A 21,439-nucleotide genomic window follows, 5' to 3' on the forward strand; every position below is an offset into this window, starting at 1 on the left:
TCGGTAACCCTCTCAGGCGTGGGATTGCATAATGCTCAATATATCGTGGGACCCTGTGTTGATTGCTGTCTCTTATCTGGTGGCGTTTATCGCCTCCTTTGTAGCTCTGGACAGCGCCGGGAAAATTCCCCTTTCCAGCCGAAAAGCGGCTTTGTTCTGGCGGATTGCCGGAGGCGTAACGCTGGGCATTGGGATCTGGTCAATGCATTTCATCGGCATGCTGTCGATGCAAATGCCCATGATGATGAGCTACGATCTCTGGATAACCCTGGCCTCACTTGGTGCGGCGGTTATAGCCTCCACAACGGCCATTAATATTGCCGTTACGGGCAAACACCTCTCCCTGTTTAGACTGACAGTCGCCACGATCATTCTCAGCGCTGGCGTGGTCTCGATGCACTATATCGGTATGGCCGCATTGATGCTGGAGGGAAGCATCCTCTGGGATCAGCGGATTGTCGGTTTGTCCGTGGTAATTGCGGTTGTCGCCTCCGGTGTGGCGTTGTGGCTGGCTTTTCGTCTCCGGGATAAGCACAAAGGGGTCTTTGTAAATCGCATTCTCGCGGCCTTAGTGATGGGTGCCGCCATCTGCGCAATGCATTATACGGGCATGAGTGCCGCGCATTTCCATGAGATGGCGCACGCTTACCGGCGGGATCGGCGAGCTGGGATTATCCATATGGGTTTCCGTCACCACACTCTCACTTCTTGGCGTGATGTTAATTATTTCGCTAATCGATTCGCACTGGCGCACCACCCGGCTGACGGACAATTTGCGACAACTCAATCGCCAGCTTGAGCTTCAGGCTCGCTTCGATGCCCTCACCGGGCTCGCAAACCATCATCAGATGGATATCCGAATGCAGGACTGTCTTCGCAGCGCCTTGCTGAGCAAGAAACAGTTTGCCGTGATCTTCCTGAATGTCGATCACTTCAAACGCGTGAATGATACCTGGGGCCACAGCGTGGGTGATGAGTTATTAATCACTATTGCCCAGCGCATTACATCCCGGCTTACCCGTGAGATGACGCTGGCCAGACTGGGCGGGGATGCTTTTATCCTGCTGGTTCCCGAATGTGATGATGAAAAGCTTAATACCCTGCTCACCACCCTCCTCGCGGATATGCGCCGCCCGCTTTCACTCTGCGGTCACACGCTGAACACCACCATCAGCGCGGGGGTCAGCCTCTATCCGAAAGATGGCGAAACGCTACATGAACTGAAGTTTAAGGCTGATGCAGCCTTACAACATATTAAAGAGGATGGACGTAACGGCTGGGCAATTTACCGTCCGGAGATGTCAACAACAGTGCCGGCGCAACCGGGTTTTCTTCAGGCGCTTTCTCAGGCCCTGGAACGCGATCAGTTTGAGCTCTGGTATCAGCCAACCTGGCACGCGGAAGATAAGACGATCCACGGTTTTGAAGCACTTCTCCGCTGGCGTCATCCGGAGCAAGGCGTTTTGCTGCCGGGACTGTTTTTACCCACGCTGGAACAAACGGGTTTGATTATTCCGGTTGGCAACTGGGCGATTGAGGCCGCGTGTCGGCAGCTTCATTTCTGGACGGAACAGGGTTTCAGTCAGTGGACATTGTCGCTCAATTTATCCCCCGTTCAGTTCGAACAGCCGGATATCTTTCACATCGTCTCGTCGATGCTGGAAAAATATAATCTGTCTCCCTCCCGGCTGATTCTGGAGGTAACAGAGAGTACCGCGCTTAAAAATCTCGACCGCAGTATCGAGCTCCTGAACGCCTTTAACCATGCGGGTGTCACCGTCTCTATTGATGATTTTGGTACTGGCTATTCCAACCTGCTGATGTTAAGCGTTCTCCCGGCAAAAGAGCTAAAAATTGATAAGAGTTTTGTCACCTCTATGCTGGAAAACGAGAAAAGCCGTAAGCTGGTGGAAACCATTATTAATATCGCCCGGACCATGGAGATGAATGTCGTTGCTGAGGGCATTGAAACGGACGAACAGCAGGCGATACTGACCAGCCTTGGCTGTGACTATCTGCAGGGGTTCCTTTTCTCCCGCCCATTGCCTGCGGAACAGGTTCCGTGGCTGCTGCTACAGAAAAACTCAGATAAACAAATTATACCCATGAGTAAAATTCATACGGATCCCGCATTTATTTCACAAAAAAATCATGCCTGACAGGATTGAATAGCGTATGTTTCAGAGGAGTGGACGCGAGTTAATCTGACGTGATTGTCAGGCATAAGATGCCGATGAACAGGAAATGCCTATGTCGCAAAATGGTTTTGATGCGCTGAATGCAATTAAAACGCCCGTGTGGCTCATATCTCCTGTTTCAGAACAGATCATTTTTGCCAATGTGGCCGCAACACAGCTGATGGGTAATAAAACACTGGATGGCTTGCGTAAAGGCACCTGTTCCGCAAGTGCGCAAAGCGTGTTGTCGATGTATGTTCCTGAACTGAAAAACGATCACGATATTGTCGAGATCTGGACGATTAGCCGTGCCGGGCAAGATACACCGTTAAGCTGCCGCCTCTCTCTCTCCCACTTCACGCCTTATGGCGATGTTATCGTTTTTGAAGGGATTTCTTCTCAGGCCCCATCAGGCCTGAAAGCCAGCCGTTCCACAACCTATCAGCGTAAAAAACAGGGTTTCTACGCCCGTTTTTTCCTGACCAACAGTGCGCCAATGCTGTTAATCGACCCTGCCCGCGACGGGCAAATTGTCGATGCAAACCTGGCCGCGCTCAGCTTTTATGGCTATTCGCATGATGAAATGTGCAATAAACACACCTGGGAGATAAATACCCTGGGGAGAGGTGTCATGCCCATTATGACGGAGATTGCCGCACTGCCCGGCGGACATAAGCCGTTTAATTTTGTTCACCGTCTTGCCGATGGCACCACCCGCCATGTCCAGACCTACGCGGGGCCCATTGAGATTTACGGTGACAAACTGATGTTGTGCATCATCCATGATATCACCGAACAAAAAAGGCTCGAACTGGAGCTGGAAAATGCTGCGTTACGTGACTCAATGACAGGCTTACTTAACCGACGCCAGTTCTACAATATTATCGATCAAACCAACCTGAGCCACCTTTCCGCGCAACAGCAATTTAGCCTGCTGCTGGTGGATACCGATCATTTTAAAAACATCAACGACCTCTTCGGCCATCTGAAAGGTGATGAGGTGCTTATCGCCCTTTCCCGCACGCTGGAAGCCTGCAGCAGGCAGGATGACCTCGTGTTTCGCTGGGGAGGGGAAGAGTTTGTCATCCTGCTGCCGCGCACCTCTCTCGACACTGCCATGAAGATTGCCGAATCCGTCCGCGCGGCGGTAACCCGTATCACCATACCCGGATTACCCCGTTTTACCGTCAGCATTGGTGTGGCAAGGCATGAACCGGAAGAGAGTATTGATGAGCTGTTTAAACGCGTAGACGACGCGCTCTATCGCGCCAAAAACGATGGACGTAATAAAGTCCTTGCGGCATGAGACTGGAGTATACGGGAAAGCGTCGTTACAATGCCCCACTTATGTAAATCACTGACAGGTGGGTAGTCGCTACAATGGGAAAGACTGAAATAATACTCACCTTAATTATTTTCATCCTTATTATATTTGGCTTGTGGTTTATTTTTAGCGGTGAGATCTGGTATTTCGTTGAATATCTGGAAAATACCCTCTACCCGACCTTCGATGCGCTGTAGTGCAATAATTCATTTACTTATTTTGCCCGTGCTCTGACGGGCTTTTTTATTTCCGGCAATTGAGCCATACCAGGCTATATCTTAATCATCTCTATAAATAAGGGTGAGGAAAGATGAGCAAGAAAATCCTGATGTTGGTTGGCGATTACGCCGAAGATTATGAAACCATGGTCCCGTTTCAGGCATTACAGATGATTGGTCATCAGGTGGATGCCGTTTGCCCCGACAAACCGAAGGGGGACTACATCATTACGGCAATCCATGACTTCGACGGTGCCCAGACCTACAGCGAAAAGCCCGGCCACCGTTTTGTCCTCAATGCTGACTTTTCCGCCGCACGGGAGCAGGACTATGACGCACTGCTTATCCCAGGCGGCAGAGCGCCAGAATATTTGCGGTTAAATGACGATGTGCTCAAGCTGGTGCAGGCATTTGACGCGGCACGTAAGCCAATCGCCGCCGTGTGCCATGGTCCGCAACTGCTTGCTGCTGCCGGCATACTAAAAGGCCGAACCTGCAGCGCCTACCCGGCGTGTGCGCCTGAAGTGCGTCTTAGCGGTGGACACTACGCCAGTATCGGCATCGACCAGGCACATGTAGACGGTAATCTGGTCACCGCCCCCGCCTGGCCCGCTCATCCACAGTGGCTGGCGAAGTTTAGCGCTTTGCTGGAGTAACAGTGGTGCGGCCCATCAGCGGCACGCGCGGGCATAAGTAAAAACTGGCGCCAGAGTGCGCCAGTTTTCAGTGCGACAAGGTTATTCTCTCCCGTCAGTGCTTCTCAATATACATCGTCCGGCTATACGCCACGTCTTCCGGATTATTAATAGGATAGCCTTTCACCCACGGCTTAATTAGGCGGCCATTGGTGTACTGATAAATCGGCGCGATAGGCGCTTTCTCCGTGAGGATTTTTTCCGCCATGTTGTAGTCCGTATTGCGCGCTTTCGCCGTGGTTTCCAGCGTCGCCTGGTGGATAATTTTATCGTAGGCCGGGTCGTTGAAACGCGAGATGTTACCGCTGTGGGTTGAGGTCAGCAGCGAAAGGAATGTCGATGGCTCGTTGTAATCGCCCACCCAGGAGGCGCGGATCACGTCAAAGTTACCGGTATTACGGCTGTCAATGTACGTTTTCCACTCCTGGTTTTGCAGTTTGACATCCACACCGAGATTTTTCTTCCACATGGACGCCACCGCGATGGCAATCTTCTGATGATTTTCTGAAGTATTGTACAGCAGGGTCAGCTTCAGCGGACGCTGAGGGCCATACCCCGCGGCCTGCAGCAAGGTTTTCGCCTGGGCGTTCAGCTCCTGCTGCGACATCTGTTCAAATGGCGAGGCCTCCGGGGTGAACCCGGCCGTCACGTCAGGCGTGAAGTGCCATGCGGGCTTCTCTCCCGTGCCTAACACTTTTTCCGCCATAATGCGGCGATCGATGGTCATGCTCAGCGCCAGGCGAACGCGGGAATCGGCCGTTGGGCCCTTTTGCGTATTGAACGCATAGTAATACGTGCCCAGCTGAGGCGGTGTGTAAACCTGGCCCGGAATATCCTTCAGGAGCTTCTGATACATGTTTTTTGGGAACGATTCGGTAATATCAATATCACCCGCCAGATAACGTTTGGTGGCCGATGATTCCTGGTTAATCGGTACGAAAGTGACCTTTTGCAGGACGGTTTTTGCATTGTCCCAGTAGTGGGTATTGGGGACGACAACCAGTTTTTCATTCACCACGCGGTCATTCAGGACATAGGCACCATTGCCGACCAGAGATCCCGGACGGGTCCACTCTTTACCACTTTCTACGTTGGCTTTTTGCACCGGGTAGAAGGCAAAGTTAGCCGTCAGATTACTGAACCACGGCAGCGGTTTGTCCAACTGGACGCGTAATGTTCTGGCATCGACCGCCGTTACGCCAAGCGTATCGGGTGCAGCTTTACCATCAATAATGGCCTGCGCGTTGTTGATACCCGCCAGGGCAGCAAACCAGGCAAACGGAGAGGTCGTTTTCGGATCAACCAGACGCTGCCAGCTGTAGACAAAATCCTGGGCGGTGACAGGCGAACCGTCGGACCACTTCGCGTTATCGCGTAGGGTAAATGTCCAGATGCGGTTATCGTTGCTCTGCCAGCGCGTTGCCACTCCCGGCGTCAACTCCCCTTTCTCATTCTGATTCACCAGACCTTCGAAGAGATCGCGAATCACCTGAATCTCTGGCAGCCCCACCGCTTTTGCCGGATCGAGTGAAGCCGGTTCGTCTTTAATGTGTCTGACCAGCTCCTGTTTTTGCGCCAGTGCCGTACCCTGTGGCACATCCGCAGCGAAAGAGAGTGAAGAGAGTCCGCACAGGCACAGTGCGGCAAAAAGACGCGAAACAGGATGCTTCATAAGATCCCCTTTAATGAATTCAGGTAACAAGCAGATGCGTAATTATTTGTTTCGACAAAAAGAAATGCAAACAACTTACTCCCGAATAGTGATTTAAGGCAATTCTCAACCATTTCGGAAACTATTTGATTAACCGCGTGTTTTGCACAACACTGCGAGTAGTGATCTTTTTATCAGGATTTCGTATGACAAACACCCGACCGAGAGCGGAACGCGGCGCCTTTCCGCCGGGCGCTGAGCAATATGGCCGCTCATTTTTAGGCGCATCGTTGATCTGGTTCCCCGCCCCCGATGCCGACCGCGACAGCGGCTTGATTCTTGCCGGCACGCACGGTGACGAAAACTCCTCCATCGTGACGCTTTCATGCGCGCTGCGGACACTAACGCCCTCATTACGGCGTCATCACGTGATTCTGGCGGTTAACCCGGACGGCTGTCAGCTCGGTCTACGCGCCAATGCGAGAGGCGTGGACTTAAATCGTAATTTCCCGGCAGCAAACTGGCGCGCCGGAGAAACCGTTTATCGCTGGAACAGCTCCGCCGAGGAGCGTGATGTGGTTCTGCTGACGGGAGATAAACCGGGCTCGGAGCCTGAAACCCAGGCGCTGTGCCAGCTCATCCATAAGATCCACCCTGCATGGATTGTCTCTTTCCACGATCCGCTGGCGTGTATTGAAGATCCGCGTCACTCCGAGCTGGGCGCCTGGCTCGCGGAAGCATTTGCCCTGCCACTCGTTACCAGCGTCGGCTATGAAACGCCAGGATCATTCGGTAGCTGGTGCGCCGATTTGAGCCTGCCCTGCATTACCGCTGAATTCCCGGCGATCTCGTCCGACGAAGCCAGCGAAAAGTACTTAAAAGCCATGATGGAGCTTTTACGCTGGCAGCCTCAGAGATGAAGCACGCCGCCGGTAAAATTAAGCGCGGGTGACACATCAACCGCCAGCCACGTCGGGCCATCCAGATCGGCGAAACGGACCTGATTAACCAGCGGTAGCGCCGCACCGATCGCCCGGGACGTGCAGAGCATGCAGCCCAGCATCAGCGCAAATCCCTGCGCCCGGGCCTCTTCCGCCAGGGCCAGCGCCTCTGTCAGGCCGCCGGTCTTGTCGAGCTTAATATTGACCATCTCATAGCGCCCCTGAAGGTCGCTCAAACGTTCCCGGGTATGGCAGCTTTCATCCGCGCAGACGGGCAATGGATGGATAAAATTATTCAGCGCCACATCATCTTCTGCTGGCAGAGGCTGCTCCAGCATGGCGACCCCCAGGTCGGCCAGCAGCTGACATCGTGCGGCCAGCCCTTCCGGGTGCCAGGATTCGTTGGCGTCAACAACGAGCGTGGCGGCGGGAACCGTTGAGCGAATAGCGACCATTCGCTCGCTGATCAGGCGATCGTCGAGTTTCACTTTCAATAGCGTTGCCCCGGCGTCATAGAGCGCTTTTGCGCTGGCGGCCATCTGTTCCGGCTCACCGATTACCACCGTTTGCGCGGTAACCACCGATTCCGGCAGCACCACGCCCAGCAATGACGTCAGCGATGTTTGCTGTTTCGCCGCTTCCAGGTTCCAGAGCGCACAATCAATGGCGTTGCGCGCGGCCCCGGCGGGTAAACGGTGCTGGAGCGCCTCGCGAGAAAGTCCGGTTTGCAGGTCCGGAACCAGCGTCATGATATGCGCCATGACCGACGCGAGACTTTCCCCATAGCGCGGGTAAGGCGTGCATTCGCCAACGCCTTTAAAACCATCCTCTTCGATTTCAACGACCACCACGCTGGCTTCGCTTCGGCTGCCGCGAGAGATCACAAACGGGGTATGCAATGGCCAGGCTTCTTCATAGACCTTAACGCTTCTCATCACTGACTCCTTGCGGCCCGGAAAGGCGAAAAAATTGGTTTGCCGTGTTATCTGCTGATGGCATACACTAGCCCCGACGTTAACTATATGTAAACAGGAAGATATCTATGTCACAACTCGTTCATTTCCAGGGCAACCCGGTTGCTGTTGCAGGTTCCATTCCGCAGGCTGGCAGCAAAGCGCAGGCTTTTACTCTGGTGGCTAAAGATCTGTCTGACGTCACACTGGCTCAGTTTGCGGGTAAACGCAAAGTGCTGAACATTTTCCCAAGCATTGATACCGGCGTTTGCGCTGCCTCCGTGCGTAAATTCAACCAGCTGGCCACCGAAATGGACAACACCGTGGTGCTGTGCATTTCCGCTGACCTGCCGTTCGCCCAGTCCCGCTTCTGCGGCGCTGAAGGCCTGAGCAACGTTATCACCCTCTCCACCCTGCGTAGCCCGGATTTCCTCGAAAAATACGGTGTTAGCATCGCGGAAGGTCCACTGAAAGGTCTGGCTGCACGCGCTGTACTGGTTATTGATGAAAACGACACTGTCCTTTTCAGCGAACTGGTTAACGAAATTACGACCGAGCCGGATTACACCGCCGCACTGGATAAGCTTAAAGCATAACAGTGACTTAGCAATTTATACTTCGTTTTCAAAACCTCGCGATGGCGGGGTTTTTTATTACCCATACGCTGAATCGTTAAAGCAAAAATATGATAACTTCACAGTATTTATGCAATTCAATATCAGAAACTCAACAATAACGCGATCTTACCCACATAATATTGGTTAATATTTATCATCTTCGCCCTCAGTGAAGCCCATCACATTTCCCTTTACGGCAAAACATTAGATTTGCTTACGAAATCAAATAATCGTTTCAGCAAAAAGGGATCAAAATGAAAATAAAACTGGCTTTAACGCTCCTTGCGGTACTGGTTTCGGGTCACGCCGCAGCAAAAACGTGGGTGCTGACCAGCGCTGAAAGCAGCGTAGAAAAAGGAAACTGGAAGATTTCCAGCGATGAGCTGAAAATTAACGACCAAACGTTCAGCATTGAGCAGAAAGTGTTGCACGGCGGAAAGCAGGAAGGCAGTAAAGTTATCATTATCAGCAGTAAAAACGGTCTGACAATCACCCTGAGCCCGACGCGCGGAATGAATCTTCTGCATGTTGAAGGTTTTGGTACCCGACTGGGGTGGAATTCTCCCGTTAAAGAGGTCGTTAACCCGGCGTATATAAATCTGGAAAGCCGAAACGGCCTCGGCTGGCTGGAAGGATTCAATGAGATGATGGTCCGCTGTGGTTATGAGTGGACGGGACACCCGGTCACGGCTGACGGCCAGATTTATACGCTTCACGGCAAGGCCGGTAATACCCCGGCTTCTCATGTCGAAGTTGACGTTGCGGATACCGCCCCGTATGAAATTCGTATTCGCGGGTTAATCAAAGAGAGCACGTTTAAAAAAGCGGATCTGCAAACCATGACCGAACTGCGTTACGTTCCAGGAACTAACCAGTTCAGCCTGCATGATGTCCTGACAAACCATGCCGATTACCCTCATGACTATCAAATCATCTATCACAGTAACTTCGGGACACCGATCCTCGAAGAAGGTGCACGCTTCCTTGCTCCGGCGATAAGCGTGAGCCCCTTCAACGATTACGCTAAAGCGGGCGTAGACAACTGGCAAACCTATGCCGGGCCGACAAAAGGCTTTGATGAGATGGTCTTTAACATCAAACCGCTTGCGGACAACAACCACGAAACCCTCGCGGCGGTGGTCAACAAAGCCGGCGATAAAGGCGCGTCAATTCAGTTTGATACACGCCAGCTACCCGTGCTGACCTTATGGAAAAATACCGATACGCCAAAACAGGGGTACGTTACGGGGATTGAGCCGGGTACGAGCTACGCCTACCCCGTGACCATAGAACGTGAGCAGAAACGGGTTAAGCAATTACAGCCAGGGGCCAGCGCGCAGTTTGATCTCACCTATACCCTGCTTCATAGCCCGCAACAGGTGAAAGAGGTTGAAAACAGGATTGCGGCCATTCAGGGAGAGACAAAAACAGAAATCGTGACCACACCGCTGGCGAAGGAATAAACATTAAAAAAGCCTCTTTACAGAGGCTTTTTGCTATTCGTCACCCTTCTTATGATTCAAACCATACTCACGCAGCTTATTCGCAATCGCGGTATGCGATACGCCAAGCCGTTTTGCCAGTTTGCGAGTACTTGGATAGCTGCGATAAAGCTGCGTCAGGACGGAGCGTTCAAAGCGACTGGTAATATCATCCAGCGACCCTTCCATCGCCTCTTCACCTACCGATACCGTTCCGGCGTCGTAATCAGGCAGCAGAATATCCTGCGGACGCAGTTCATACCCTTCAAGTTGGGTAAGTGCACGATAAACGGCATTTTTAAGCTGACGGATGTTGCCCGGCCAACCGTAGCGCATTAACACCGTGCCGAGATCGGCAGAAAGCTTCGGACGCGGGACGCCCTGCTCGTCGGCAAAGCGGGCGACAAACAGTTCCGTTAACGGCATGATGTCCTGCGGACAATCGCGCAGCGGTGGAATGTTCAGCGTAAGGACGTTAAGGCGGTAATAGAGATCCTCGCGGAATATCCCCTTTTGCACCAGTTCCACCAGGTTTTTCTGGGTGGCACAGATGACGCGCACGTCCACATGCACCTCATGATCTTCACCAACGCGGCGGAAGGTTCCGTCGTTCAGGAAACGCAGCAGCTTGGCCTGCATGCGCGGCGACATTTCACCGATCTCATCCAGCAGCACGGAGCCGCCGTTAGCCTGCTCGAAGAACCCTTTCTTGCCTTCCGGCGCGTGTCCAAACAGTTCGCTTTCAACAGCATCTTCCGGAATAGAGGCGCAATTAAGTGCCAGATACGGTTTTGCCGCACGCGGGCTTGCCAGATGCACAGCGTGAGCCAGCAGATCTTTCCCGGTACCAGTATCGCCAGTAATCAGCAGCGGCGCGGTCAGGCTGGCGAGCTTGCGCGCCTGGTCAACCACATGACGCATTTTCGGGCTGACGGCAATAATCTGGCTGAATGCGCCGACATCCTGGCTGGAGAGGTTTTGCAGCTGGCGGCCCATACGTAACGTCGAGCGCAGCATAATTACGGCGCCGGTCAGTACGCGGGTGTCGCTTTCCCCTTTCAGATAAACCGGTGTGATCTCCATCAGGAAATTCTGCCCGTTTATCACTACATGCTCGCTATGGGTATTCTGCGGGTTGCTGTCCAGCCAGCGCTGGAAGTTAAAACCCGGGACCAGCTGTGCGGCATGTTGATTGCTGAGCTTCTCCTGGCTCTGTGCGAATAGCTGACAGCTTGCGTGGTTAACGCGCTCGACTTTACTTTTCAGATCCAGAGAGAGGAACGGTTCAGGCATGGCTTCCAGCAGCGCGCTCAGTGCCAGGTGCTCTCGCTCGGAGGGCATCCAGGGGATAGTGCGCACATCCGTAACGCCAGCGATACGGCGGATTTCCGCCATCAGACTGCTAAAGGTATTGAATTCAATTTCGGCAAAATTGAGGTAAATTCGCCCGACAGGATCGATCTCAATGCCACGTAAATCAATGCTACGTAAAACAAGAAGATCGAGTAACTCGCGGGTCAGACCGAGACGGTCTTCACAGAAGACTTCAAGACGCATGGGAAATTCACCGTTTTAAGCCAGTAACGTTAAAATGATATGTCAGAACACTGTGAACCGGAAGATGGCTGTCAACAAATATTGACAGCCAGCACGATAAGTGAACAAAACCTCACGGAGCAGGTTTTTTATTGAGCGTCTCTTTAAGCTGGCCAATCAGTTCGCGCCGAAAATCCCCCAGCCGTGGCTTATCGCCATCGATCCACGGCAGCGGTCGGCACACTTCCATCGCCTTGATACCCAGACGCGCCGTCAGTAAGCCCGCGCCAATACCCTGCGCAGCGCGAGCCGAAAGACGCGCAGCCAGATCCTGCGACATCCAGTCCATGCCCACTTCACGCACCAGTTCGCTCGCACCAGCAAAGGCGATATTGAGTAACACCAGCTTGAACAGTCTGAGTCGACTGTAGTAACCCAGCTCGATACCGTAGAGATGAGCGATACGGTTAATCAAACGCAGGTTACGCCAGGCGATAAACGCCATATCCACCAGCGCCAGCGGGCTGACGGCAATCATCAGCGTGGACTCTGCCGCAGAACGGCTAATCTCGCGTCGCGCCTGGGCATCCAGTACCGGCTGAACCATATGGGAATAGAGCGTTACCACTTCCCGGTCATTCTGCGTTTCATGGATGGCGGCATACCAGCCCTGAAGCGCCGGATGCGACTGATCGATACCGGCCTGGCTGGCCAGTTTCTCACAAAACGCGCGGCCTTTGCCGGTTCCGTGGCTGTGGAGGAGATCCCGGGCTTCATCACGCTCATGCGCGCGCTGTCGCAGACGCCAGAGACGTCGCCACTCCGTCGCAACAGACCCCACGCCCGCGCCAACAATCAGCGCACCTGCGGCACATCCGCCCAGTGCGACCCAGTCCTGCGTTTGCCAGGCGTTCATCGCCCACTGGACGCCCTGCCCGACCACGCTGACGCCGAACAGTGCCAGACCGGCGGTGACCATTCTGCGCCACACACTGCGTTTTGGACGCAAAGCGGCCTCCACGACCGCCTCCGCTGGCCCCTCCTCAACCGCGGGATCGTCCGGCAGTGCCGGGGCAAAGTTCTCTGCCTGCGTACCGCTGAACGTCTGCGCCGTTTTAAACGCTTCGCGATCCGCATGCTCAAGCGTTCCGGTAAAATCTATGCGTGGTTTTAACGGTTCCGTCATCGCAATTTATCTCCAATCAAAAACTCCAGCGCCGCATCCAGACGGATGTGTGGTAACGGCCGATCGACGCTCATCGCCTGAGGGCGGAAGGCTTCAAACTGGAAACCCTGGCTCTGCCAGAAGGCCTGGCCCGGCAGCCTGGCAGGCACTTCGCCCGGATAGACCGTAAGCGGCTCACCGTCGCTGAGGCGATTCCCGCGCAATGCCGGTATTTTCTCGCCGTTGAGATCAATCAGCCCGCTCTGCGTCGCCTGGACGGAGGCCAGCCCAAGACAATCCATGCTAATCCCTTCAAACGCGGCATTTTGCCACGCATCCTGCACCAGCTGCTGCAGAAGAGAAACCATGTTGGCATGCTGATCGACCGTCACGTGATCGGCTTTCGTGGCCGCGAACAGCAGCTTATCGATCACCGGTGAGAAAAGACGACGGAACAGCGTCCGCTGCCCGTAGTGAAAACTCTGCATCAGCTGGGTCAGCGCGAGGCGCATATCGTTAAATGCCTGCGGCCCGCTGTTAAGCGGCTGCAGGCAATCTACCAGCACAATCTGGCGGTCGAAACGCAAGAAGTGGTTTTTATAAAATCCTTTGACCACTTTTTCGCAGTAGTAATTGTACCGCTCGCGCAGCATCCCGGCGTTCGTGTGTTTACCGGCCTGGGCCAGCTTCGATTCACCGGCGCCGTCCACATCTGGCCAGGGGAAGAACTGCAGCGCGGGCGCTCCGGCTAAGTCCCCCGGCAAGACAAAACGCCCCGGCTGGATGAAGTGCAGCCCTTCCTGTTTGCACTGATGAAGATAGTCCGTCCAGGCCTCGGCAATCGCCGCCAGACGGTTTTCATCCGCTGGTGCCAGCGGATCCAGACCTTCACACAGCGCTCGCCATTTCGTTGACCACGCAGCGCGTTGTCCCTGCAGCAACCCTGTCATCTGACGGGACCAGCTAGGGTAGTCCTGCGCCAGCATCGGCAAATCGAGCAGCCATTCGCCCGGGTAATCGACGATTTCCAGATACAGGGTGGAGGTATCCTTGAAGTGGCGCATCAGGGATTCATTTGAGCGGAAACGCAGCGCAAGGCGAATTTCACTCACGCCTCGCGTCGGCGTCGGCCACGCGGGCGGCTCCCCGTAAAGTTGTGCCAGCCCTTCGTCATAGGTAAAACGAGGAATACCAAAATCGCGCTGAGGGACGCGCTTAACGCCCAGCAGACGCTCTTCTCTCACGGCGCTGAGCAACGGCAGGCGCGCTCCGGCGTGCAGGTTCAGGAGCTGGTTCACCATCGCCGTTATGAATGCCGTCTTGCCGCTGCGGCTTAGCCCGGTGACGGCCAGGCGCAGATGTCGGTCAACGCCACGGTTCACCAGTGAATTGAGTTCGTTCTTAAGTCGCTTCATCGCCATCCTTCATTGCCCGGAAGCCTGGAATGCATGGCTTCAGAATACAATAAATGGGGGCAGATCGTTGATTATCAATTCTTATTTATTGCTATTGCCGTTTTCTCTCCAGTAAGATGAGCGGCATTGCTGTCAGTCCGGAGTGAGTAAGGTGTATGTCACCCACCATCTATGATATCGCACGGGTTGCGGGCGTATCGAAATCAACCGTATCCCGCGTTCTGAATAAACAAACGAATATATCCCCCGAAGCACGTGACAAAGTGCTGAAGGCGATAGACGAATTAAATTATCAGCCCAACAAACTGGCCCGCGCACTGACCTCTTCTGGCTTCGATGCCATTATGGTTATATCGACCCGCTCGACCAAAACCACAGCCGGTAACCCTTTTTTCTCTGATGTTCTTCATGCGATTACAACAAAAGCGGAAGAAGAAGGTTTTGACGTTATTTTGCAAACATCCAAAAGCAGCGAAGACGATCTGCTGAAATGTGTGAGCAAAATAAAGCAGAAAATGATCAAAGGCGTCATCATGCTGAGTTCACCGGCAAATGAATCTTTTTTCAGCACGCTGGATGCGTATGGCGTACCCGTCGTCGTCATTGGCAAAGTGGAAGGTGATTATCAGAATATCTATTCCGTCGATACGGATAATTTTAATGACAGCGCCACGCTGACGGATAACTTCATTAAAAATGGGCGACGGAAAATTGCCTGTCTGCATGCACCGCTTGATTACCACGTTTCAATTGATCGTCTGGCGGGCTATAAAGCCAGTCTGGCAAAACATAATATTGCTATTCATTCCGACTGGATCATGGATGGTGGTTATACCCACGAGAGTGCACTCGCTGCGGCGATTACATTATTATCCTCGCCAGTTCCTCCTGATGCGGTATTCGCCACCGACAGCATGAAGTTGCTAAGCCTCTATCGTGCTGCGGATGAGTTAAATCTGATGATCCCTGAGCAGGTCGTGATAGCCGGATACAGTGACCCGATGCTCTCTCTCATTCTCACGCCAGCGCCAGGTGGGTTTGATATCCCTACTCGCAAGCTGGGTGAAGAGAGTTGCGATCTGCTCTTCAGGCGCATTGGTGGTCAACCTGCCCCGCAAAAAGTGCTTGTCGACACCCACTTCGTGTTAGCGGCTTCTCTGCGCTAAAACCAGGGGCGGATCGCCCCTGGTAAGTGATGTATCAGAACGCGTAATTCACACCTACGCCCGCATAGTGGAAGCGGTCGCTCTCGCCCTCATCGTGGTTTTCCCATTCATACGCATATTCCAGCGTCATGGATAAACCGTTGTTGAAGTCATAGGCATACAGCATACCCAGGCGGTTGAAATCATGCCCTTCACGCGACGGATCGTCCTGCCAGTCCCAGTTTGACCAGCGATCGAGCCCCAGGCGGGTGTAAGGCGTTAAGGTTGTCTGGCCCAACGAAACAGGCAGATAGGCGCGAATTTCCTGCGTGGAAAACTCGCCGTTATTACGTGAGCTGTCCATATTGAAACCGCGCTCTAAATAGTAATTTACTTTTGCGGAGACGGTTTCATTGATAGTCCAGGTAAAGCCCGTTTCGGTCTCAACACGGCTGTCAGCATAACCGGTTTTTTCCAGATCGTTAGCAAACTGATACATAGCAAGCCAGCCACTAAAGCGCCAGTCATCGGTTAATTTAATATCCCAGTCTGGCTGGACTTTGTAGCGCTGCATATTTGCGCTGCCGTCTTTGGCACCGTGCTCATCTTTAAAGTGATAACCATAATTACGGAAGCCGCCGGTCAGACCAAAAGTAAAATCATCGGTTCCAATAAAGCGATAGCGTAATTCAAATTCCGGACGGTCAAAATAGGTTCCGCGCGTCATGCTGCTGTAATCAACGGGCCCTTCCTGATACATCGCCAGAGAAATTGTCCAGGCATCCCACGTCGCATTAAACCATACGGAAGGTTCATATAATCCATCTTTATCGTCGCCCTGACCTTCGACGTTTTCAATTTCATACATGGCCCCGATATTAAATTCCCACTGTTTCGCAGTTTCTGCCGCTTGCGCACAGCTAACCCCTGCGCACAGAACGAGCGCAGCACTTTTTAGTAGAGTACTCATGAGATATTCCCTTTCTAATTAACCAACAAAAAAACCGGAAATTTGCATTTCCGGCAAACACCTTTCTTATCTAATAGCCGCTTCTGTATCAGCGTCGAAGAAATGGCACTTATTCATATCGAACTGGATGCCAATATTATCTCCGGCGACGTAGTCATTCGCTGCACCTGCACGGACAACCAGTTCATGCCCCCCTACGGTGGCATAAAGCATAAATTCAGCGCCGGTCAGTTCAGCCACGCTGACTTTCGCCGTGATGTCTTCTCCGCTGCTCTGCAGGGTAAGGATGTCTTCCGGACGGATACCGAAGACGACCGCTTTACGCTGGTAACCTTGCGCATTCAGTTCGGCCAGCTTGTCTTCAGGGATCTCCAGACGCAACGTTTCCGTTACGAAATAACGATCGTCGATAGCACCCCGAATGAAGTTCATCGCCGGTGAGCCAATAAACCCTGCGACAAACATATTTGCCGGCTCGTTATACACCTGCTTCGGCGCCCCGACCTGCTGAATAATGCCGTCTTTTAAGATCACGATGCGGGTGGCCATCGTCATGGCTTCCGTCTGGTCGTGCGTAACATAAATCATGGTGGTATTAAGCTTCTGGTGCAGCTTGCTGATTTCAGCACGCATCTGTACGCGAAGCTTGGCATCAAGGTTGGACAGCGGTTCATCCATCAGGAAGACACCGGCTTCACGCACGATCGCCCGGCCTAACGCCACGCGCTGGCGCTGACCACCGGACAGTGCGCCTGGCTTACGCTTGAGATAATCACGTAACCCCAAAATCTGCGCCGCCCAGTTAACACGCTCCTCAATCACCGCAGGCGCTATTTTTTGCATTTTCAGGCCAAACGCCATGTTGTCGTAGACCGTCATATGCGGGTAAAGCGCGTAGTTCTGGAAGACCATCGCGATATCGCGAGATTTAGCGGGGACATCATTCATGCAGACCCCGTCAATGATCAGCTCACCGGCGCTGATCTCCTCCAGCCCGGCAATCATGCGCAGGGTCGTGGATTTACCACATCCCGATGGACCAACGAACACAATGAATTCTTTGTCTTCTATTTCGAGGTTGAAATCTTTAACCACATGGACCTGGTTATCGTAGATTTTCTGAATATGTTTTAGAGACAGTTGAGCCATAATTTATTCCTTATCAATACGCCGGGTTGCCCAGAATTCAGTCAGGCATGTCCAGGTCAGTTCCTGCGTTGAATGAAGTTGTAATCCTGCATGGTTAAGGCCAGGCCCAATCCCTACCGACAACATCCCTGCGGCGTTGATTGCCTGAACGCCCGCAGCGGCATCTTCAATGCCGATAGCCTCTTCAGGACGTACATCCAGACCGGCACAGGCGGCGAGAAAGATCTCCGGGTCTGGCTTTGAGCGGTGAATGCGGGAAGCATCCGCGCAAAAATCGAATGCCTGATCTATGCCCAGCGCGTGCAAAATCCCCGGGGCATTGAGCGATACGGACGCGAGCCCAATTTTGACTTTCGCCGCACGGATCTCCGCCAGCACGTCTCGAATCCCCGGAAGCAGCGAATCCTGCGTCAGCGATGCCAGCGACTGGACATAACGCGCGTTTTTTTTCGTCGCAAGCGCAAGGCACTGCTCATCGCTAAACATCCCCTCTTTTCCGCCATGCTTCAGAATGCGCAGCAGAGAATCCATACGGCTTATTCCCTTCAGCTGTTCGTTAAAGACTTCGTCGAAGGTGATGCCAATTTCCTCCGCCACGGCTCGCCAGGCCAGAAAGTGGAGGTGTGCGGTATCGGTGATCACACCGTCCAGATCGAATACAACAGCCTTAAGCACCATGGTGCCCCTCCGTGGTAGCGGTCCCATCTTTAGATGCAAGAAAGTCCTTACAGGTGATAACTTTTCGCGCCGACACATGTAGCGTTTTGCCCCACAGCGTTAGCGTGGCAGGTGCCGTCGTTTCGATGGTTAACACCTCGTTTTCATAGGTGAAATGCAGGGTTGCGTTGCGCCACCGCAGTGGGAATGCCAGTTTCTGCCAGTGAGCAGGCAGTTTCGGCGCAAGATGCAGTTCCCCTTCGATAATTTGTAGGCCAGCAAACTCCTGAACCGCGCCAGACCAGATCGCACCGGTGGCGGCAGCATGTATCCCTTCATCACTGCTGTGCGGATCGTCACCCAAATCAATGCCGATGCCATCACGCCAGAAGGCATAGGCCCCCTGCGTGTCACCGCATCGCGCGAGAACAATCCCGTGAATGGCTTTGCTCAATGACGAATCATGGATCGTGCGTGGCTCATAAAACGCCAGATTGGCGGCACACTGCTGCGGCGTAAACCGTTCCGGCAGCAGGTAGTTAAGCATCACCACATCGGCCTGCTTCAGGATCTGCATCTCGTTCACTTCCGCACGGGAATAATCGAGCAGAATCGTCTGCTTACCCGCTTTGGCTTTATAGCGGGTAAGATCAATGGCAGGTTTTGACATGAAGGAGTCATCCTGCGGGATCACACCCTCTGCATCAGCCTCTGGCAGCCATAAGCGCGCCAGGAACTGCGTGGCATTCTCCGTAAAACGCGCATCTTCACGCCCAAACATCGCCATAAACTGACGGGCACAGGCAACGTTGTGCCAGGCCAGATAGTTGGTGTAGGCATTGTTATTCACATGTTCGGTGTATTCGTCCGGCCCTATTACGTCATGGATTTCGAGACGACCATTGATTTCCGTTGCGCGTCCCATCCAGAACGAGGCGGTTTCCATCAGCAGCGTCAGACCCTCATTACGCATAAAGGCATCATCATGTGTCGCCTGCCAGTAAGCGACGACGGCCCAGGCGATATCTGCCACGATGTGATGCTCAGCAAGCGCGGAGGCCACCTTCTGGCGTATCCCGGTACGGATGTTGATCGCCGCGAACTCGGGCGTTTCTTCCTCCCCACTCGCCGCGCTTTCCCATGGGAACAACGCGCCGGGCCAGCCGTTACGACGGGCTTTCTCCCGGGCGCCAGCGAGATTAAGCCAGCGATAACGCAGCAGGCTGCGGGCAATCTGCGGGCGGGTAAACAGATGGAAAGGCAGCAGGAATATTTCGGTATCCCAGAATACGTGGCCTTTATACCCCTCTCCCGTCAGCCCTTTCGCGGCGATACTGCTTCGCTCGTCATGGGCAGGCGTCATCGTGGTCAGGTGCCAGACCGCATAATCCAGCGCCATCTGATCCTGAGGTTCCGCAGACGTCACTTCCACACGAGCGTCACGCCAGACGGCTTTCCAGGCATACGCTGAACTTTCCAGCAAGGCGTCGTAGCCTCTTGCTGCGCAGACTTTGAGATCGGCCAGCGCGTTGCGAGCGAAAGACTCCTGCGACAGCGCTTTATCACTGCGATGGGTTACCCAGACAATTTTTTCAAGCGTGACAGTGTCACCCTGCGCAATCGTCAGGGAATGGTGCACGTTGAGACGACGATTTTTTGCGGTAAAACAGCTGTCGCTCTTCGTTGAGAGCTGACAAAACGCCGAAACGACGACATCTGACGCCCGGTCCTGCGTTTCATAAACGCCCTGCATGTAGTGCTGGTCAAAGACTCTGACCGAGATTTCATCCAGATGCTGTCTGCCGCTGTTCGTTTGCGTTGCATCAATACCGGTTTTCAGCACGGCCTGCGAAGCAGCATCAAGCGGCGTGATCGAAAGCTGCATGGCCACCAGAGGCAACTGGTCCAGCGACACAAAACGACGGCTTTCCAGCCGATAACGGTTTCCGTCGGGCGAACGCCAGACAACGCGACGATGCAGCTCGCCGTTGGCAAAGGCCAGCTCGCGCTGCCACTCCAGAATCTCCCCTGCAAGGAGGGTGAAATTGACGCCATCCAGCTCAACATCAATGCCCGTGATATCGGGCAGATTGACGAGCTCGGTGGTTTCGTTGCGTCCCGCACGATGATACAGACCCGCAAGGTACATGCCTCTGGTTTGCAGGGTGTAATCTTCTTCATGCGCAGCGCGAATGCCCATGTAGCCATTGCCGCAGGCCATAACAGAGGCGTATTTATTCAGGCTGTGAGGACAAAAGCCCGGATCGGTTAAGACAGACACGTTCAGCATAATGTCACGCATTCCCCTGTTTCTGCTGATTCATAAAGCGCGGCGACAAGCTGCTGAATAACCAGGCCCTGTTCTGCATCCGCGATCATGACGGGCTCTCCCTGCACATGGCGTACGAAGGCATCCATACTGCGTAAATGTCGCTGGTCATCAGCCTCTTCACGCTGCGCGAGGGTGACTAACGCCCCGGCTTCGTCGTTATAGATGTGCGCCGGGAACAGCGTTGCTCCCGCTTTTTCGCCGCAGAAAGCGACATTCATGATGGACTGCTCGCGGATGTTAAGCGCAAAGGAGGTGTCCAGACGCAGAATGCCGCCGTTACAGAATTCAATCGTGCCAAACAGGGCATCCTCAACGGTGTATTGCGTAGGATCCCACTCGCCAAACTGGCCGGTGCTTTTGCGGTTTCCCAGCCTCTGAAAGCTGTGCGCGGTCACACGCTTTACCGCAGGGAAACCCAGGACATACATGGCGGCATCAAGCATATGAATGCCGATATCAATCAGCGGTCCGCCACCCTGTAATGATTTATTGGTAAACACGCCCCACCCCGGCACACCGCACCGCCGCACCGCCTGCGCCGATGTGAAGTAAACTTCACCGAGCGTGCCATTCATTACCGCCTCTCGCAGTTGCTGGGTATCCAGGGCAAAGCGGTGGTGAAAATCATAGGCCAGCACTTTGCCTGCTTTACGCGCCGCGATGCGCATCTGGTCGGCCTGTTGCGGCGTCATCGCCGGGGGTTTTTCACACATCACATGACACCCCGCTTCGAGGGCCGCCATCACATGTTCAAAATGGAACCGGTTAGGCGAACAGACGCTCACCACGTCCGGCTTCACCGTTTGCAACATCTCGTGAGCGTCCTGCCATGCCGATGGAATAGCATAACGTTCCGCGAACGCCTGTGCCTGCTCAAGGCGGCTGTCCATGACAGCCACCATGTGAACATCACTGCGCGTGGCGTAATACGAGGCATGCACTTTGTCCGCGACCTGCCCGGCGCCAATAATGGCGACGCGCAGAGGCGAAGGTGTAGTAGCACTCATCACGCT

At 53.7% G+C, this 21,439-nt stretch carries 17 protein-coding genes and 1 pseudogene; 8 read left to right on the forward strand and 10 right to left on the reverse strand.

Annotation, left to right across the window (positions count from 1 at the left end):
* The first annotated feature begins 31 nt into the window (after positions 1-31).
* The 4 genes and pseudogenes from AAER43_RS12525 (at position 32) to AAER43_RS12540 (ending at position 4,375) form a co-directional block, all read left to right on the forward strand.
* A pseudogene (locus AAER43_RS12525) lies at positions 32-2,159 on the forward strand (EAL domain-containing protein).
* Between the two features lie 91 nt (positions 2,160-2,250).
* Complete coding sequence (locus tag AAER43_RS12530) at positions 2,251-3,483, forward strand: sensor domain-containing diguanylate cyclase (protein WP_023330521.1); 1,233 nt, start codon at positions 2,251-2,253, stop codon at positions 3,481-3,483.
* A gap of 74 nt (positions 3,484-3,557) precedes the next feature.
* Positions 3,558-3,698 carry an Ecr family regulatory small membrane protein gene (locus tag AAER43_RS12535; protein ID WP_014884038.1) on the forward strand — a complete coding sequence of 47 codons (141 nt, stop codon included), beginning with the start codon at positions 3,558-3,560 and terminating at the stop codon, positions 3,696-3,698.
* A gap of 113 nt (positions 3,699-3,811) precedes the next feature.
* Positions 3,812-4,375, forward strand: a complete 564-nt coding sequence (locus AAER43_RS12540; RefSeq protein ID WP_014884039.1) for a DJ-1/PfpI family protein — start codon at positions 3,812-3,814, stop codon at positions 4,373-4,375.
* Positions 4,376-4,469: 94 nt separating this feature from the next.
* Here the strand turns inward: AAER43_RS12540 and AAER43_RS12545 are convergent, their stop codons facing one another.
* Positions 4,470-6,086: a peptide ABC transporter substrate-binding protein gene (locus AAER43_RS12545; RefSeq protein WP_014884040.1), complete on the reverse strand. Its 1,617-nt coding sequence runs from the start codon at positions 6,084-6,086 to the stop codon at positions 4,470-4,472.
* Between the two features lie 185 nt (positions 6,087-6,271).
* Between AAER43_RS12545 and mpaA the strand changes: the two genes are divergently transcribed.
* Positions 6,272-6,985, forward strand: a complete 714-nt coding sequence (mpaA, locus tag AAER43_RS12550; RefSeq protein ID WP_050861980.1) for a murein tripeptide amidase MpaA — start codon at positions 6,272-6,274, stop codon at positions 6,983-6,985.
* On the opposite strand, the gene ycjG is transcribed toward mpaA, so the two are convergent.
* A complete protein-coding gene (gene ycjG, locus AAER43_RS12555; RefSeq protein WP_050861979.1) occupies positions 6,976-7,941 on the reverse strand; it encodes an L-Ala-D/L-Glu epimerase in 966 nt (321 codons plus the stop codon). The genes mpaA and ycjG overlap by 10 nt on opposite strands.
* Before the next feature lie 107 nt (positions 7,942-8,048).
* On the opposite strand from ycjG, the gene tpx reads away from it, so the two are divergent.
* Together tpx and AAER43_RS12565 are read left to right on the forward strand one after the other, a co-directional pair.
* Positions 8,049-8,555, forward strand: coding sequence for a thiol peroxidase (tpx, locus tag AAER43_RS12560; RefSeq protein WP_014884043.1), 507 nt, complete (start codon positions 8,049-8,051; stop codon positions 8,553-8,555).
* Between the two features lie 275 nt (positions 8,556-8,830).
* Positions 8,831-10,039 carry an aldose 1-epimerase family protein gene (locus AAER43_RS12565; RefSeq protein WP_014884044.1) on the forward strand — a complete coding sequence of 403 codons (1,209 nt, stop codon included), beginning with the start codon at positions 8,831-8,833 and terminating at the stop codon, positions 10,037-10,039.
* A gap of 33 nt (positions 10,040-10,072) precedes the next feature.
* Here AAER43_RS12565 and tyrR read toward each other — a convergent pair whose 3' ends face one another.
* The 3 genes from tyrR to AAER43_RS12580 all read right to left on the reverse strand — a co-directional run bounded on the left by tyrR (position 10,073) and on the right by AAER43_RS12580 (position 14,173).
* Positions 10,073-11,614: a transcriptional regulator TyrR gene (gene tyrR / locus AAER43_RS12570; RefSeq protein ID WP_014884045.1), complete on the reverse strand. Its 1,542-nt coding sequence runs from the start codon at positions 11,612-11,614 to the stop codon at positions 10,073-10,075.
* Between the two features lie 112 nt (positions 11,615-11,726).
* Positions 11,727-12,779, reverse strand: a complete 1,053-nt coding sequence (locus AAER43_RS12575; protein WP_050861978.1) for a YcjF family protein — start codon at positions 12,777-12,779, stop codon at positions 11,727-11,729.
* A complete protein-coding gene (locus AAER43_RS12580) occupies positions 12,776-14,173 on the reverse strand; it encodes a YcjX family protein (protein WP_050861977.1) in 1,398 nt (465 codons plus the stop codon). Before AAER43_RS12580 ends, AAER43_RS12575 begins: the two co-directional genes overlap by 4 nt.
* A gap of 155 nt (positions 14,174-14,328) precedes the next feature.
* Here AAER43_RS12580 and AAER43_RS12585 point away from each other — a divergent pair, with 155 nt between their 5' ends.
* Positions 14,329-15,339 (forward strand): LacI family DNA-binding transcriptional regulator, encoded by a 1,011-nt coding sequence (locus tag AAER43_RS12585; RefSeq protein WP_014884048.1) that lies wholly within the window; start codon positions 14,329-14,331, stop codon positions 15,337-15,339.
* Positions 15,340-15,373: 34 nt separating this feature from the next.
* On the opposite strand, the gene AAER43_RS12590 is transcribed toward AAER43_RS12585, so the two are convergent.
* The 5 genes from AAER43_RS12590 to AAER43_RS12610 all read right to left on the reverse strand — a co-directional run bounded on the left by AAER43_RS12590 (position 15,374) and on the right by AAER43_RS12610 (position 21,436).
* The gene (locus AAER43_RS12590) at positions 15,374-16,288 is read right to left on the reverse strand and encodes an OmpG family monomeric porin (RefSeq protein ID WP_014884049.1); all 915 of its coding nucleotides are present in this window, start codon (positions 16,286-16,288) and stop codon (positions 15,374-15,376) included.
* A 66-nt stretch (positions 16,289-16,354) separates the two neighbouring features.
* Positions 16,355-17,437 (reverse strand): ABC transporter ATP-binding protein, encoded by a 1,083-nt coding sequence (locus AAER43_RS12595; RefSeq protein ID WP_014884050.1) that lies wholly within the window; start codon positions 17,435-17,437, stop codon positions 16,355-16,357.
* A 3-nt stretch (positions 17,438-17,440) separates the two neighbouring features.
* Positions 17,441-18,115: a beta-phosphoglucomutase gene (gene pgmB, locus AAER43_RS12600; RefSeq protein WP_050861976.1), complete on the reverse strand. Its 675-nt coding sequence runs from the start codon at positions 18,113-18,115 to the stop codon at positions 17,441-17,443.
* Positions 18,105-20,384, reverse strand: a complete 2,280-nt coding sequence (locus AAER43_RS12605) for a glycoside hydrolase family 65 protein (protein WP_050862038.1) — start codon at positions 20,382-20,384, stop codon at positions 18,105-18,107. Before AAER43_RS12605 ends, pgmB begins: the two co-directional genes overlap by 11 nt.
* Positions 20,378-21,436, reverse strand: a complete 1,059-nt coding sequence (locus AAER43_RS12610) for a Gfo/Idh/MocA family oxidoreductase (RefSeq protein WP_086527826.1) — start codon at positions 21,434-21,436, stop codon at positions 20,378-20,380. Before AAER43_RS12610 ends, AAER43_RS12605 begins: the two co-directional genes overlap by 7 nt.
* Between the last annotated feature and the right edge of the window lie 3 nt (positions 21,437-21,439).

Origin of the sequence: Enterobacter sp. FUJ80071 (assembly GCF_038739915.1) — a bacterium.
Classification (GTDB): Bacteria; Pseudomonadota; Gammaproteobacteria; order Enterobacterales; family Enterobacteriaceae; genus Enterobacter; species Enterobacter kobei.